Genomic DNA, 15,684 nt, shown 5'->3' on the forward strand with positions numbered 1-15,684 from the left:
CGAAAGTCGCTCTAGCGGATGATGCACATGGCGCGCCGCACGCCCACACCGGAAAAAGTTCGGTGTCGAAGCTGATCTGATGCGCCGATGCGCCGGCGCGCGCGTGATATGACGAGTACCGGTGCCGACTCGAAAGTTCGCGCGCGAGGCCAGGTGAAATGAGTGAAGTCTAGGCCATCGCTCGAGGACAGGCGCCTCTCAGTAATGGTAGGTATCTCGAGGAGCAATGCCCTGCCGTGCGTTCGATTCGGCCTCGGCCCGGCGCCGGTGTCAGGGCAGCCACGCCATCGCGGAATCCGCCGCATACCTACGGGTTCTAGTAGTTGTGAGAGGGTCGAAGCTGAACTACTTTTTTTGAGAACGAGCCGCAGCGTCGATCGCCTGCGAGAAACAAATCGACTCATCATGCAGGTAGATCGTGGCCATCTCGTTTGATCGGCCGTGCAATTGCAAAAGCGCCCGTGCCTTGCCCATAGTCGATCGCGCTGCCACGGCGCTCGCCTTCTGGAACAGGACGACGGGCGCAACAACGACAATCCATGTGCAAGGCCGTTCTCCGCACGCGGGTTGAACTCCCGCGTCACCCGTACTATCACCGGAGATAACAATGGCAAAGACCAGCAAGGGCTTCAACAATCTGCAGCACGTACAGAATCAATGGGGCGGCTCGTCGGCCCAGTGGCATGAGGGTGGCATGTGGGTGCTCGGATGCCGTTCCGGTCAGAACGTCGTGGCGATCGACATCAAATCCGCTGATGGCGGAAGAACGCTCACCGGCACGATGACCTATGCCGGCGAAGGCCCGATCGGCTTCAGGGCGACGCTCACGCAATGCAATACGTACAACGTCGAAAATCAATGGGGCGGAAGCTCGGCGCCCTGGCACCCGGGCGGCACGTGGATCATCGGCGGGCGCTCCAATCAGAACGTGGTGGCGCTCAAACTCGAATCCGGCGACCAGGGCGCGAATCTCGCGGGCACGATGACCTATGCGGGCGAAGGCCCGATCGGCTTCAAGAGCCAGCAGGCCGACGGCGGCGTGTACGCGGTCGAAAATCAATGGGGCGGCTCGACAGCGCCGTGGCACAACGGCGGCGTCTGGGTGATCGGCGCGCGTGACCAGGCCGTCGTCGCGGTGAGCATCGGCTCGACGGACAACGGCAAGACCCTGAACGGGAACATGACCTATGCCGGCGAGGGCCCGATCGGCTTCAAGGGGAATGCGGTCACGGGCAACAACTACGCGGTCGAGAATCAGTGGGGCGGCACGTCCGCTCCGTGGCATCCGGGCGGCGTCTGGCTGCTCGGCTGCCGCTCGGGCCAAAACGTCGTCGAGCTCTACATCACCTCCGGCGACAACGGCAACACGTTCCACGGCACCATGACCTACAGCGGCGAGGGCCCGATCGGCTTCCGCGCCACGGCATTGCCGCAATAACGTCGGCAAGGCTCGAGGTTACACCGCTCCAGTCGTCCCGCTCGCCCGCCGGCGTCATGGCGAACGGGGCGATTCACGAGGCCGTTGCTTCGGCGTTCCGGGCGCGCGTCTGCGGACGGCGCTCGAGAACGTCGTTTTCGTATCCGCGGCTCGCGGGAATCCATCGATATCTCGATCGCGCGATGCCGACGCACGCAGGTGTGCGTTCGCCTTTCCCAAAACCGGAGACGCGTAAGGCTCGTTGAAACGTGTCGTACGGAAGCTCGACGCCGCGGGGTTCGGCCCGCTTGCGGGCACACGACGTTCTTGGCCGCGACGCACGCATGCGCGCACGGCTGCTCGGCGTACACGCCGTCGCTCGAGAAAACCTTCGCGCGCCGCTCGGGCTGCTTCATTGCTTCATTGCTTTACTGCTTTATCGCTTTACTGCTTTACCGCTTCGTCGCCTTACCGCTTCGCTGTCTCGCTGCTTCGCGAGCGGTCCCGCCAGTGAGCCCATCCCGCCATATCTGATCGCGTCAGGATGTTCGCGTTTCGCGACGTGACTTCCGGCACGGCGAATCGATCTGCGCCCCCCGGCGATACTCGCAACACCATATCTGTCGCTGCGCGACGGCAGGCGACACAATCAAGGAGATGGCATGGGCTCGAGTATTTCAACAAGCGGCGGATCGTCGGTCACGTCGGTATCCGCCACCGATTCGAATTCCAGGACGAACGCTGATTCGAAAGCACCGGCGCATCAGATTCAACGCAAGCAATCGGACGGCGCGCTGAGCGGACTGATGCCGCTTGCCAAGAGAGGCACCGTCGGCGAACTCCAGAACGCCGCGGCTGCGGCGTTTGCCGCCACGACCGGTGCGTCGCCGGCGTTGGTCGACGCGGCGCACGACAATCCGGCGATGGCGGAATTGCGCGAGCAGCCGATGACGAGCGAGAACCTGACCGAGCTATGCCGGATGGAAACCGAGGCCGCTCGGAACGGCGATCAGTCCATTTGGCAAAACCGGCTGGCCGCAAGCGGAATCGCCGATATGGGACGTCACGCCGCCGCGCAGATCACAGGGCTTCACGCTTCACTGGGTCGCGACGGCGCGGCGAAAACGCACGTGGAAGGCGGATGGAACGTGCACGAGGACGTTATCGGCGTTCATGGCGGGTGAACCGAGCGCGGCGGCGCCCGCACGAGCCGCACGAGCCGCACAAGCCGAACGAGCCGCACGAGCCGAACGAGCCGCACGCGCCGGCAAATCGGCGATCGGGCGCCCCGCTTCGCGTCACGCGACGTAGCCCGCAACGCTGACGAACTGGCACAGGCTGCCCGCCAGAACGAACAGATGCCAGATGCCGTGCCCGTGACGGATGCGCTCGTCGTTGATGAAGAAGTAGATGCCGGCGCTATAGATGACGCCGCCCGCGACGAGCCACGCCGTTCCCGCCGCAGGAAGCGCGTGGATCAGCGGGCGGATCGCGACGAGCGCGAGCCAACCCATCAGGACGTACAGCGCCATCGAAATGCTGCGCGTGCGCCGTCCGAGCGTGAGCTCCTGCACGATGCCGAGCGCGGCGAGCCCCCAGCTCACGCCGAACAGCGACCACCCCCACGGCCCGCGCAGCGTGACCAGCGTGAACGGGGTGTAGCTGCCTGCGATCAGCAAATAGATCGCCGAATGATCGCACTTCTGCAGAATGGCTTTCAGGCGCGGGCCGCGCACGCTGTGGTAGAGCGTCGAGATCGCGTAGAGCACGCACAGCATCGCGCCGTACACGCTGAAGCTCACCACCTTGTATGCGTCGCCGTCGAGGGCGCCCATCGTCACCAGCGTGGCGAGCCCCGCTACCGACAACACCGCGCCCACGAGATGGGTAATGCTGTTGAAACGCTCACCGACATGCACGACGCCAATCCCCCGCACGGTTTCGCCAAGACAAATAGCTCAGATGATACCGGTCCCGAGAAGAAAGCGGTGCGGCCTGGTTCGCCGAAGGGGCTTCAGATCAAATCGATGCGCGCCGACGCCCGTCCGGCGAGCCGAGAGCCCGCCGTGCGGGGTCCGGATGCGGCCGGCCCAGGCCCGCGCGATGCCGTCGACGTGCGCGGCCGCCGTCGCTTCGCGCTCCGCCCGACACGCGGCTTCGCGATTTTCGCGGTCACGGCGCGCGCGGCACCGACGAAGCGGGTGGCCGGCCGCAAGGCGTCGAACGAATGTGCGCGCCCCTTGACGGCGGCGTCGATCGGCGTGGTTGCGCGTCGGCGGCGCATCCTCTTCGCCCCGCCCGCCAGATGAAAAAACGGGCGGGCGCCACGTCCGGTGCCCGCCCGTTTCGTGCCGCCGGCAAACCCGGCGGCCAACGCCGCCGCGCGGCTCAACTACATCGTGACCTGATCGAGGAAGGTCTTCTTGCCGCCCTTGAAGTCGTACAGCGAAATCACGCCGTGCTGCAGGTCGCCCTTCGCATCGAAGACCGTCGTGCCGATCACGCCCGTATAGTTCGTCTTCGGCATCACGGCGAGAATCTTCGCCGGATCGGTCGAGTTCGCGCGCCTCATCGCATCGACGACGATGTACACCGCGTCGTACGTGAACGGCGCGTCGAAGCGGATCGGCTGGTTGAAGCGCTTCTCGTACTTCGCCTGGAACGCCGCGCCGCCCGGCATCTTCTCGAGCGCCGCGCCCGCTTGCGAGCACACGACGTTGTCGGCCGCGGCGCCCGCGAGCGCGGGCAACTGCTCGGTGCACACGCCGTCGCCCGAGAAAACCTTCGCGCGCAGGCCGAGTTGCTTCGCCTGCTTCGCGAACGGGCCGCCCGTCGCGTCCATGCCGCCGTACATGATCGCGTCGGGATTCGTGCCCTTGATCTTCGTCAGGATCGCGCGGAAATCGACCGCCTTGTCGTTCGTCGCGTCGTGCGACAGCACCTTCAGGCCGAGCGCCTTCGCCCGCTTCTCGAATTCGTTCGCGAGCCCCTGGCCGTACGCCGTCGAATCGTCGACGATGGCGACCGTCTTGATCCCCTTCGAATGCGCGTAGTTCGCGAGCGCCGGGCCTTGCTGCGCGTCGGTCGCGACGACGCGGTACGTCGTCTTGAAACCTTGCTGCGTGTAGGCCGGGTTCGTCGCCGACGGCGAGATCTGCACGATGCCCGCGTCGCTGTAGATCTTCGACGCCGGGATCGACGTGCCCGAATTCAGGTGGCCGACGACTGCGGCGACCTTGTCGTCGACGAGCTTCTGCGCGACTTGCGTCGCGGTGCGCGGGTCGGCCGCGTCGTCCTGCGCGTCGAGCTGGAGCGTGATCTTCTGGCCGCCGATCGTGAGGCCCTTCGCGTTGATCTCCTCGATCGCGAGGCGCGCGCCGTTCTCGTTGTCCTTGCCGAGGTGGGCGATGCCCCCCGTCAAAGGCTCGGCGCTGCCGATCTTCACGACCTGGTCGGCCATCGCATGAGTCGCGGCAACGGCCATCACCATCGCAGCCGCGCTGATCGGCAACAGTTTGTCGGTTTTCCTTCTCACTGCAGTCTCCTTGTTGGTCGGGCGTTGATCATATGATCGGATGATACCCGGTCAAAATTCGTTGCAGCGAGCCGCGCGGAGCGCCTTCGCGCCGCAGGCGCAGGCGCCCCGCGCGGCGCCGGAAGCGTCAGGCCTTGATGTTCATCGTGATCCGCGCGGTGAACACGGTGTTGCCGTCGGCGTCGGTGATCTCGACCGGCACGATCTTGTCGCCTTCGCTCTGCCAGTCGACGGCCGCGCCGTCGGCCACGGCCGTCACGTCGGTCTTCGCCTTCGCCAGGTATTCGACGGTCATGCCCTTCGGAATCCAGCGCAGGCCGTCCGAAATCGACACCTGGGTCATCAGCCCCGCGACCAGCTCGGCCGCGTTGCACAGCGCGATCGCATGGACCGTGCCGATGTGATTGGTGATCTCGCGCCGGAAGCCGACCTTCGCCTCTGCGCGCCCCGGCTGCAACCCGACGACCTCCGGCTCGATCGTGCCGAAATACGGCGCCATCTGGCAAACCATCTTGCTGAATTGCGCGGCCCCGGCCGCGTTGAACATATCGAGAACCTGGCTCATGTCGTCTCCTGTATCGGCAAAACAGAACAATGTTCTGTTGCGGAAGAATATTCTGTTTCCGCGACCGGCGTCAAGGTACCATTGCGTGACCCTCGTTTTTCCTTCGCGACCCAGCTTGCCTACCCTCGACATCCTGACGCGGCAGTTTCCCGGCCGCCGCGCCACCCTGAAGCGCACGATCCTCGCGACCTCGCTCGCCTGCTTCAACGACCACGGGCTCGAACCGACGACGATCGAGATGATCCGCGAGCGCTGCGACACCAGCGTCGGCAACATCTATCACCACTTCGGCAACAAGGACGGGCTGATCGCCGCGCTCTTCCTGTGCGCGATCGAAGATCAGGCGCAACTGCTCGCCGACTATCTCGGGCGCGCGACGACCGCGCGGGAAGGCGTCACCGCGCTCGTCCACAGCTATGTCGACTGGGTCAGCGCGCAGCCCGAGTTCGCGCGGTTCCAGTTCATGGCGCGCACGGCGGTCGCGTCGGGGCCGCGCGCCGACGAGCTGGCCGAAAAGAACCGCTCGCGCAATCGCCGCGTGCTCGCCTGGTTCGCGCAGGCGCCGGGGCGCGACGAGATGGCGCAATGGCCGGCCGAACTGCTGCCGTCGCTGATCGTCGGCCAATCGGAGAATTACTGTCGCGCGTGGCTGAGCGGCCGGGTCAAGGCGACGCCCGTCAAGTATCGGGACGAGCTCGCCGTCGCGGCATGGCGGTCGGTGTCGAAGTAAGGCGCCGGTCGTGCGGCCGCCGCCGCGCGTGGCTCATTCGTAGCCCATTCGTAGCCCGTTCGTGGCCTGATCGCGACCTGATCGCGGCGGCGACGGCGACGGCGGCGACGGCGACGGCGGAGGCGAAGGTGAAGCGGCGCGCGGGCTACCCCTGATGGACCTCGACCCAGCCGTCGAAGCCGTTCCCGGCCGCGGGCGGGCAGTCGCCCGGAAACGAGCCGAGCACCGGATCGCCCGGGCGCTCGCCGAGCGGCAGCGTCGGACTCGGTCCCCACGCGCGCGCCGGCGGGGCAAACGGAAGCACCGGCGCAGCATTCAGCGCGCCGGCCGTCAATTCGTTGACCGCCAGCTGGGCCACGCCGAGCGCCGTGCTGCCGCCGACCGGCTTGTCGATACGCACCGCGCGCCAGCCGATCCGGATGAAGCTCGGCGCATACGTGTACAGATCGGTCGCGCCGGGATTCAACGCGAACGGGTCCGCCGCGCACTGGACGCAGTAGTAAACGCCGTACCACGCGTCGCGCCGGCCGCTCGCCTCGTACTGGCGGCTCAGTTCCAGAAAGTTGTTGATGTACGTCTCGACCGTCTTGTGATTCATGTTGGCCGAATGAGTCAGCGGCGTGAGATTGCGCCAGTCCCGGCCCGAGCCGCCCCAGCCGCCGTTGATCAGGTGCCCGCGCACCCACGGCCGGTAGCTCGGGTTCTCGTCCTGAACGAACGTCAGCGCCGGGCCGCCCGCCATCACGACGTCCCACGGCGCGCCGCCCACTTGCGGCGGGTTGTGACGCCCCTGGCCGGGCATCTTCAGATCGGGCCCGAGCAACACGGATGCGCACGACGCGCCGAATTGGCGCCCCGGAACATACGTCGCCTGCCGGCCCTGACGGGCGCGCACGATCGTGAAGATCGGCTGGTCGATCGTCCAGCGCGGGGTCGTCCGGGTGCCGTAGTTCAGAAAACTCATCGCGGTCCTCCACTGTAGAAAGTGCGGTTGCGCGGCTTCTGCCGATTCAATCGAATGCGGCGCCGATCGGCGCCGACGTTCAGCGAGACGCAACGGTCGGTTCGCATCCGACGGCGCTGCGGTTGCGTTCTCTTGCGATGCTTCGTCGCTCCTCGTCGATCTTCGTCGCCGTTCGTCGCCCTTCATCGCCGTTCGTTGCTCCCGGCGGCGCATCGATGCGCTCAATCGCCGGCCGGCGTGCGGAGCCGACGGCGTCGTCGCGCACTCCGTTGCCGCGACCGCCCGGCCGAATCGACCAAATCGACCGCGTCGGCCGCGTCGATTCGAACGATACGGCGATGCCCGCGCTGCCGGCGCGTGACTGGCGTGGCCGCGCACGCCGGAAGCCGCCCGACGAACGCCCGGACCGGATGCCCGACGGCCATCGCGCGCCTCGAGGCCCGCAAGGAGCCGGACATCGCGGCTGACGGCGAGCGCCGCGCATTACAGGCCGCTCACCAGCCGCTCTTGAAACCGCTCCGAATCGGCGGCGTCGATTCGAATCCCGATCAAGCGGAAAGCACACCGAGGCCCCGCTCGGCGCCGGCTCGCATGCGCCGGTCCGCATCGCCGCCGCGACGCGAACTGGCGCGTCGCATCGGCGAATTCGAATTCGAATTCGAGAACAATCTCATTCGCGAGATCGCCGCACGCCCGCTTCCGTCTCGGCCGGAAGCCGCCTCGCCCCGCGACGGACTGGCGACGGCGCATCGCATCGCATCGCATCGCCCCAAAACAGTCGAGCGCCTCGCCGCGGATTTTCAAGAGTGGTCGAAATATCGGCGAGAATCAATGTCGCATGCCGATATGATTTTGGCCGCCAATAACGCGGGCCGAGGGTCATGCCGATGCTCCGCGACCTGCGCGCCGACGCATATCGGCAAGGAGCGCTACGACGCCAGGTCGACTGCTGGTCTGGTCGTCCGGTCGTCGACATTCACGCGCCGACCGCGCCCAGCCCAGCCCGGTGAAGGATGCGCATTCCGCCGCAGCCGCGCGTCACGGCCTCGAAAAATCGAAGACCCGCGCCATCGGCGCCCGCTTCGTGCCGGCGAGCGTCCATGGCGCCGGCTGCTGGAGCGCGCTCGTCAACGCTTCCCATTCGACGAACCTCACATCGGCGGGTCCGGCGGGTCCGGCGCGATCGTGTCGATGCGCGCGGCGGCCGTCGCGGACGCGGCGCTCGGCTGCCCGCCGACGCGCACGTTATAAGCGGCGCGCAAGAATTCGAGCGTGCGAATCCGGACGCGCCCCATGGCCGCCGCGCGCCCGCCCGCGCGGCGCTCGGCGCGTGCGCGAACCGCCGCTATCGGCAACTGAAGCTCGCCGCCGAATTCACGTCGCCCCCGTCGTAGCGCGCGACGCGCGGATAAGGGCACAGCGGCCGCGTGCGCCCCGCGCCCCACGACGCCGGCACGTCCGGATTCGGCGCCGCGTTCGACGCGTCGCGCGCGGTCGCGACGATCGCGTCGGGCGCGCGGCCCGCCTCGACCCACGCAACGAGCGGCGTCAGCATGTCGAACTGGTCGGCGGCCGGCCCGCCCGAGCAATGGTTCATCCCCGCGACGCGAAAAAAACGCGCGAAGTCGCTCGCGTCGCCGCCGTTCGCCTGCATCACGCGCGCGTACCAGTCGGTCGTGTCGTTCGAAGAGAACACCGGGTCGCTCGTGCCGTGATAGACGATCAGCTTGCCGCCGCGCCGCTTCAGCGCGGACAGGTTCGCCTCGTCGGGCGGCGTCATGAACGACCACGCGGATTCCACGTACACGCCGCTCGTCGCGAAGATCGCCGGCGCGTCGCGGTCCATGTCGAAGCCGAGCGCGTACGCCTCGAGGTTCGCGAGCACCGACGCGGGCCGCGGCGGCGTCGTGAACGTGAACGCCGCCGCGCCCGGATCGAGCGTCACCGAATTGCCCTGCTTCCATTCGGCCCAGTTGCCGCCGCTCACGCCCGCGTCGAAAGGAAAGCTCGCGTACAGCGCGTCGCCCGCGCCGTTGCGCGCGCCGGCGAACACGTTCGCGAGCGCGCGCTTCTGCGCGGCGCTCAGGCATTGGCCGGTGCGCGCGCCGTTCGCGCAGGCCGGCACGTCGGCGTTCAGATCGAAGTGCGCCTGGCAGGCGGCGACGTCCTCGACGAGCCCGTCGGCAACGCCGTCGAGCGCGTCGCACTTCGCGAGAATGCGGCTCGCGACGAACCGCCGCTCGGCGTCGGTGAAGCCGCTGCGGAGGTCCGGCTGGCCCGACGCGGTCGTCGCGGTCGCGATCCGCGCGAACTGCTGCGCGCCGAACATCTCGCCGATCGCCGCCTTCGGCAGATGGAAGCCCGGATCGCCCGCGATGACGCCGTCGTATTCGCCCGCGTTGCGCGCCGCCGCGACCATCGCATGCCGGCCGCCGTTCGAGCAGCCGACGAAGTAGCTGCGCTCCGGCGCCTTGCCGTACGCGATCCGGATCACCTGCTTCGCCATCGGCGTCAGCGCATCGACCGCGCGATAGCCGTAATCGAGCCGCGCGCCGGGATCGACGCCGAAGCGCGGATTCTGCTTCGCGCCGTGCCCCGCGTCGGAGCTGATCACCGCGAAGCCCATCCTGAGCGCGTTGTCGAGCGGCCCGCCGCCGCCGATGTCGCCCGTCGCGGTCACGACGTTGCCGTCGAGCCCGCCGTTCGCCTGATAGAAGAAGCGGCCGTTCCACGCCTTCGGCAGCCGCATCTCGAAGCCGATCGCATACGTCTGCCCGTCGACCGCGCTCACCCGCTCGTTCATCTTGCCCTCGATCACGCAATGCTCGCCGATCGGCTTGCCGGCGATGCGGAGCGCGCCCGCCGCCGCGGTCGCGACCGACGTGAACGCGGTGTTCGGAAAGCGCAGCTTCGCGGCGAGCGTGCCGCAGGTTTCGGTCATCGCGGCAGGCGTCGCGGCGGCGAGGCGCGGCAGCGCGGAATCGACGACGACGCCGCAGCCCTGCAGCGCGGCGCATGCGAGCGGCGCGGCGAGCAGGCGAACGCGACGCGCGATGTGCTTGGATTTCATCTTCGGCTCCATGCGAAAAATTCGGATGACAGACGAATGGCGCGGGCTCGGAACAGCTGGCGAATGCCTGCCATTGCGCCGAGCCGGCCGATGCCGGGCGCGTGCTTCGTGCCGCCACCGCCGCCGCCGCTCACCGAGTAGCGCGCGTGCGCGCCGTTCCATAGATGCGCGGTCCGCGCGTAGACGGCCGTGCGCTTCGACAGCGAGCAGGTCGCGCGCGGCATCGCCAACGTGGCTCGCGGGTGGTGCCGCGCATCGACGATCCGGTAGCCCTCGCCGTCGAGTGCGCGCAACGGCGCGGCCCGGTACGCGGCGCCGACGAAGAACGGATCGGTGCGCATGCCGGGCAGGCGGTCTCGGCGCGCGCCGCATGCGACCCGACTTGCCGATCCGGTTCGATTCGATCCGGTTCGGCTCGATTCCACTCGGCGCTTCGGTCCGCTACGCGACGATCGCGAGCGGATCGGCCTGCGCCTGCGCGTACAGCGCGTCGATCAGCGCCGCGCGATGCCGCTGCACGGACGCCTGATTGATCGAGCCTTTGTCGGTGATCTCGCCGAGATCGAGCGACGGCGGCGCATCGAGGAGGCACACGCGCGCGACGAACGACGCGCTGCCCGTCGCCGCTTCGTTGAGCCGCGCGAGCCATCCGGCGAACTGCGCGCGCACCGCCGGCGACGCGAGCACCTGCGCGGCCGGGGCGTCGCCCGCGATCCCCGCGAGCCGCCGGCACGCGTCGAGCCGCGGGAACACGAGCAGGCCGATGTCGTCGCGATTCAGTCCCGTGACGACCACGTCCTGCACGTACGGCGCGCCCGCCGACACCGCCCGCGCGCGCAGCGGCCCGACGCTCACGAACGTGCCCGAGCTCAGCTTGAAGTCCTCGGCGAGGCGCCCGTCGAACATCAGCCCGAGCTCGGGGCGCGCGGGATCGACGAAGCGCGCGGCGTCGCCGCTCCTGTAGTAGCCGTCGCCGTCGAACACGCCGCCCGGATCGGCCGGCGCGCGCCAGTAGCCGCGCATCACGTTCGGCCCCTTGAAGCGCAGCTCGAGCTTGTCGCCGCAGCGCGCGAGCTTCACGTCGCAGCCGGGCGCGGGCAGCCCGATGTAGCCCGCGCCCGTGACGGGCCCCGTCGTGAACAGGCACGACGGCGATGTCTCCGTCATCCCGAGCCCGGCGAGAATTCGAATCCGCTCGCCGCAATGCGCCTGCGTCACGCGGTCGAGCCGCTCCCACGCGGCTTGCGACAGCCCCGCGCCGCCGAAGAAATACAGCTTCACGCGCGCGAAGAACGACGCGCGCAGCGCGGCGTCGCGCTCGAGCGCGGCCGTCAGCTCCTCCCAGCCCTTCGGCACGTTGAAATGGATCGTCGGCGAGATCTCGCGCAGGTTGCGCACCGTCTCGCCGAAGCGCTCGGGCGTCGGCCGGCCGTCGTCGATGTACAGCGTGCCGCCGTTGTAGAGCGCGATGCCGACGTTGTGGCTGCCGCCGAACGTGTGATTCCACGGCAGCCAGTCGACGAGCACGGGCGGCGTGCGCGCGAGCTCCGGCATCGTCTGGCGCAACATCTGCTGGTTGCTGCACATCATCCGGTGCGTCGTCGGCACCGCCTTCGGCTGCTTCGTCGAGCCCGACGTGAACAGGATCTTCGCGAGCGTATCGGCGGTGACGCGCGCGTGCGCGGCGTCGATCGTGCGCGGCCGCGTGTCGAGCAAGCGCTCGAACGGCGCCGGGCGGCCTCGCGGCGGCGGCGCGCCGCGCGCGACGATCACCGCGGCGTCGGCCGGCGCGGCCGCGGCGAGCGCGGCGGCGAACGCGTCGCCGTCGGCGGCGAACACCGCGCCCGGCTTCAGCACGCCGAGCGTGTACTGGAGCTTGCCGAAATCGGTCGACACGAGCGAATACGCGGGCGACACCGGCGCGTACGGAATCCCCGCGAGCATCGCCGCGAAGCCGAGCTGCAGATGCGCGAGATCGTTGCCGGACAGGATCGCGAGCGGCCGCTCGGCGGACAGGTCGAGCGCGAGCAGCCCTTCGCCGAGCGCGCGGGCGCGCTCGAGCATCTGCGCGTACGTGATCTCGATCCAGCGGCCGTCGGCGCCGCGCTGCGCGGCGAGCACGCGCGCCGGATGATCGCGCGCGCCCGCGGCGAGGCAGTCGGTCAGGCGCTCGGGGTACGCGCCGAGCGGCTCGGCGGCGCGCATGCGCCAGCCGTCGCCGTCGGGCTCGACGTGCGCGGCGCCGCGCGCGACGTCCGCGCTCCGATAGCGCGGCGCATCGGAGAAAAGACGGGACACGGCGAAGCCCTCCGCGCTCATATCGGAAACGCGCGCGGCGCGGTCTGCGCGGTGATCCGGCGCAACCCGATGAATTCCGCGATCGACGCCGCGCCGTCGAAGCGCCCGTAGCCGCTCGGCTTCACGCCGCCGAACGGCATCTGCGCTTCGTCGTGAACGGTCGGCCCGTTCACGTGGCAGATTCCCGATTCGATCCGCCGCGCGACGGCGAGCGCGCGTGCGACGCCCGCGGCCGGCGCGCGCGACGCGAGCGTGCCCGTCACCGAATCGTGCCGCTCGAACGTCGCGCCGTCTTCGGCCGCGCGCCATGCGCCGCCGATCAACATCCGTCTGTCGGTCATCGTTGTCTCCAGTCCGTCTCGTTTCGGCGCCGCGTGTCGCGTTGGCGCGTTGGCGTGCTGTCACGCTGTCACGCTGTCACGCTGTCGCAAGCGCGGCGCCCCGTGAGGCTTCGGCTCAACGTTTGTACGCCTGCAGCCCCGGCTTGATCGACTTGTCGTCGAGGAATTGCTTGAGCCCCTGCTCGCGCCCGCGCTCGGGATCGCGCAGTTGCGCCTGATCGAGCTTCGCGTACAGGTAGTCCTCGTTCTGCTCCCACGTGAGCTCGCGGCAGCGCTTGAAGCCGTGCTTCGCGTTGCGCAGCACGACCGGATTCTTGTCGAGCAGCTTCGCGGCGAGCGCGCGCACCTCGTCGCGCAGTTGCGCGCGCGGCACGCTCTGGTTGACGAGGCCCATCTGCGCGGCCTGCGGGCCGGTGAAGGTCTCGCCCGTCATGATGTAGTACAGCGCCCGACGATGACCGACCGTGTCCGCCATCGCCTTGCTGACGAGGTTGCCGGGCGGAATGCCCCAGTTGATCTCCGACAGGCCGAACACCGCCTCGTCGGCGGCGATCGCGAGATCGCACGCGACGAGCGGCGAGAACCCGCCGCCGAAGCACCAGCCGTTGACCATCGCGATCGTCGGCTTCGCGTACATGCGCAGCAGTTGCCACTGCCAGCGGCTCGCGTCGCGGCGGATCTTCTCCTGCAGGATTTCGGGGCCGGCGTCGACTTCGCGGAAGTACTCCTTCAGGTCCATGCCGGCCGTCCACGCGTCGCCCTCGCCCGTCAGCACGAGCACCCGAGCCTCGGCGTCCAGCTCGAGCGTCTCCAGCACGTCGATCATCTCCGCGTTCAGCGCGGGATTCATCGCGTTGCGCTTGTCGGGACGATTCAGCGCGACCCACGCGATCCCCCCCTCGACGACCACCTTGACGGTTTTCCAGCGACCTTCATAACTCATCGATCTTTCTCCAATGACATCGTCGCGATACGCGGCTCGACGCTCATTTAATATCAGGTTACCTGACATGTAAAGCTGTATCGACGGAGGCTCGGACAAACACTCGATCGGACGAAGAACGATGGCGGGAGACCGGCGGGGACATTCGGAGACGCGCAAGTCGACATGCTGCGTGCGAGGCGCGCGAGGCGTAGCGAGCCCGAGCGAAAAGCCAAGCGAGAGGCCGATTGAGAAGCCGGCCCGCGAGTCGATGCGACCGCGCTCCTTGTTGACTATCCGTCCTGCCGAGCACGGCTTGATCGCCGCGCGACCGACCTGCCGAAGGAACGGCGAAACGGACATTGGCGAACATCGCGGCCGCATCAATCAACGCGCCTTTCCGACGAGCCGCCGACCCGAGCGCTACGCCGCGACCGACATCGGTGCATCGCAAGAACAGCAGCTTGCGCTCCGAAGCCGCCCCATCATGAACGTCGCGACAAGGAGCCGCTCGGATCGTGCGACCGCGCTCGCGCGGCGGAACACTTCACGACGAATCGAAGCGGCGGGAGCAAGTTGCCCGGCTGGACACGCGAGTCGAATTACGCGCTCCCTGCCGGCTTCATGAATACCGGAACAAGGTGAAAGACGAAAGGTGGACGATGGATCGGACGGCGGCCCGAATTCCGGCCCATGCCGCCATTCCGCCCGACGTCGCCAACGCAAAGACAATCGCGTCGCCGCTGCGGAACGCATGGCCAGGTCGCATCGTCTCGCTTTCCCGCTTTCCCGCTTTCCCGCTTTCCCGCTTTCCCGCTGCGAGACAGTTCACAAGAATTCATTTAGCCGCTACAATTGCGCCCCTTGCCCAGGTGGCGGAATTGGTAGACGCACTATCTTGAGGGGTTGCGCCGAGAGGCGTGCGGGTTCTTATCTCAACATGCCCTTGGTGCACAATACAATGCCGTGCCTAAGTCCTGGCTGGCAAGGCTGTCGCGATACGGGACCTAGTGCATCCCGGTTGCATTGAAATGCCGACGTGGTGAAATTGGTAGACACGCTATCTTGAGGGGGTAGTGGCGAAAGCTGTGCGAGTTCGAGTCTCGCCGTCGGCACCAAAGTATTTGCACGCTCATGCGCTTTGAACATGAGCGACACTCGGGGAAGCTAGCGCTAACGCGAGACGGAAGGTTATGGTCGGAGTTGCTCTTCGAACAAAGCGAAGATGCCCTGAGAGCCGGCAGTGCTACGGACCATTATTTTCAACGCAGTGGTCTGAGGTGACAGGTTCTCACCCGCACATAAGCCGGCATGGACATCCCCCCCGGAATCGATAGCCTATACACATCGTCATGGTGTGTGAGCTTGTGTTTCTGAAAGACGAGTAACAGAGCGCACCCGAACCTGACTCTGAGCGCAGGGCAACACGCGCCAATCGGTCGATGACCGCTTCCTCGGGTTGGACATTCCATTTTTTCAAATTGGCAAGCGCGCAGAGCCGGCGCGTCAGACATCGAGCGCGTGGAACTCTGGTACTGCCCGAAGGACGGCTGTCCACCCCCGTGTGGCGTGGACAGCAGAGTTGTGCTCGAGGAACTGGCACGCTCCGTCCTTCGCGGCGACTTCAAATCATCGCCAGACTTTCCGACCTTCGCAAAAACTCAGCCCTTGGGCTCGCGAGATGATGGCAGCCTGCATGGCTACTGGTTTCGCAGCGATTCGCTAGCCCAACCCGCCCCAACGCGCCGAGGCGAGGTTCTGGATGAGAGGTGGCCGCGCAAATTCGGACAGTCGGGTAAGTGGAATGCCCGGGGCCTGAGCCAGCGATAATGCAGGCAAAGG

12 protein-coding genes, 1 tRNA gene and 2 pseudogenes are annotated in these 15,684 nt (G+C 67.6%); 6 read left to right on the forward strand and 9 right to left on the reverse strand.

Annotated elements, in window-relative coordinates; translation table 11 throughout:
* The first annotated feature begins 607 nt into the window (after positions 1-607).
* Entirely contained in the window at positions 608-1,438 is an 831-nt protein-coding gene (locus tag WS91_RS15620; protein ID WP_059581801.1) for a lectin OAA family protein, read from the forward strand.
* Between the two features lie 641 nt (positions 1,439-2,079).
* Positions 2,080-2,601, forward strand: coding sequence for a hypothetical protein (locus WS91_RS15625; protein WP_038753203.1), 522 nt, complete (start codon positions 2,080-2,082; stop codon positions 2,599-2,601).
* A 114-nt stretch (positions 2,602-2,715) separates the two neighbouring features.
* On the opposite strand, the gene trhA is transcribed toward WS91_RS15625, so the two are convergent.
* Positions 2,716-3,336, reverse strand: a complete 621-nt coding sequence (gene trhA, locus WS91_RS15630) for a PAQR family membrane homeostasis protein TrhA (RefSeq protein WP_038753201.1) — start codon at positions 3,334-3,336, stop codon at positions 2,716-2,718.
* Between trhA and WS91_RS35920 the strand changes: the two genes are divergently transcribed.
* Positions 3,331-3,726: a hypothetical protein gene (locus WS91_RS35920; protein ID WP_152611805.1), complete on the forward strand. Its 396-nt coding sequence runs from the start codon at positions 3,331-3,333 to the stop codon at positions 3,724-3,726. The two genes, trhA and WS91_RS35920, sit on opposite strands and share 6 nt — an antisense overlap.
* Positions 3,727-3,809: 83 nt before the next feature.
* Here the strand turns inward: WS91_RS35920 and WS91_RS15640 are convergent, their stop codons facing one another.
* Entirely contained in the window at positions 3,810-4,907 is a 1,098-nt protein-coding gene (locus WS91_RS15640) for a branched-chain amino acid ABC transporter substrate-binding protein (RefSeq protein ID WP_059670563.1), read from the reverse strand.
* Positions 4,908-5,079: 172 nt separating this feature from the next.
* A complete protein-coding gene (locus tag WS91_RS15645) occupies positions 5,080-5,517 on the reverse strand; it encodes a hotdog fold domain-containing protein (RefSeq protein WP_059670564.1) in 438 nt (145 codons plus the stop codon).
* Between the two features lie 115 nt (positions 5,518-5,632).
* Between WS91_RS15645 and WS91_RS15650 the strand changes: the two genes are divergently transcribed.
* Positions 5,633-6,247, forward strand: a complete 615-nt coding sequence (locus WS91_RS15650; RefSeq protein WP_038753194.1) for a TetR/AcrR family transcriptional regulator — start codon at positions 5,633-5,635, stop codon at positions 6,245-6,247.
* Between the two features lie 145 nt (positions 6,248-6,392).
* On the opposite strand, the gene WS91_RS15655 is transcribed toward WS91_RS15650, so the two are convergent.
* Entirely contained in the window at positions 6,393-7,211 is an 819-nt protein-coding gene (locus WS91_RS15655; protein WP_038753192.1) for a hypothetical protein, read from the reverse strand.
* Positions 7,212-7,577: 366 nt separating this feature from the next.
* On the opposite strand from WS91_RS15655, the gene WS91_RS35925 reads away from it, so the two are divergent.
* Positions 7,578-8,462: a hypothetical protein gene (locus WS91_RS35925; protein ID WP_156432378.1), complete on the forward strand. Its 885-nt coding sequence runs from the start codon at positions 7,578-7,580 to the stop codon at positions 8,460-8,462.
* Positions 8,463-8,556: 94 nt separating this feature from the next.
* Here WS91_RS35925 and WS91_RS15675 read toward each other — a convergent pair whose 3' ends face one another.
* The 5 genes and pseudogenes from WS91_RS15675 to WS91_RS15695 form a co-directional block, all read right to left on the reverse strand.
* Positions 8,557-10,281 (reverse strand): tannase/feruloyl esterase family alpha/beta hydrolase, encoded by a 1,725-nt coding sequence (locus tag WS91_RS15675; RefSeq protein ID WP_059670569.1) that lies wholly within the window; start codon positions 10,279-10,281, stop codon positions 8,557-8,559.
* Positions 10,278-10,622, reverse strand: a pseudogene (locus WS91_RS15680) (hypothetical protein); the annotation flags it as partial. The gene WS91_RS15675 and the pseudogene WS91_RS15680, both read right to left, overlap by 4 nt.
* Positions 10,623-10,722: 100 nt before the next feature.
* The gene (locus tag WS91_RS15685) at positions 10,723-12,600 is read right to left on the reverse strand and encodes a feruloyl-CoA synthase (RefSeq protein WP_059581833.1); all 1,878 of its coding nucleotides are present in this window, start codon (positions 12,598-12,600) and stop codon (positions 10,723-10,725) included.
* Positions 12,597-12,848, reverse strand: a pseudogene (locus tag WS91_RS15690) (aldehyde dehydrogenase family protein); the annotation flags it as partial. The gene WS91_RS15685 and the pseudogene WS91_RS15690, both read right to left, overlap by 4 nt.
* A 187-nt stretch (positions 12,849-13,035) precedes the next feature.
* A complete protein-coding gene (locus WS91_RS15695; RefSeq protein WP_038753182.1) occupies positions 13,036-13,863 on the reverse strand; it encodes a p-hydroxycinnamoyl CoA hydratase/lyase in 828 nt (275 codons plus the stop codon).
* A gap of 1,012 nt (positions 13,864-14,875) precedes the next feature.
* Here WS91_RS15695 and WS91_RS15700 point away from each other — a divergent pair.
* A tRNA-Leu gene (locus WS91_RS15700) sits at positions 14,876-14,960 on the forward strand.
* Positions 14,961-15,684: the final 724 nt, after the last annotated feature.

Origin of the sequence: Burkholderia sp. MSMB1498 (genome assembly GCF_001526245.1) — a bacterium.
In the GTDB taxonomy this organism is placed as follows: domain Bacteria; phylum Pseudomonadota; class Gammaproteobacteria; order Burkholderiales; family Burkholderiaceae; genus Burkholderia; species Burkholderia savannae.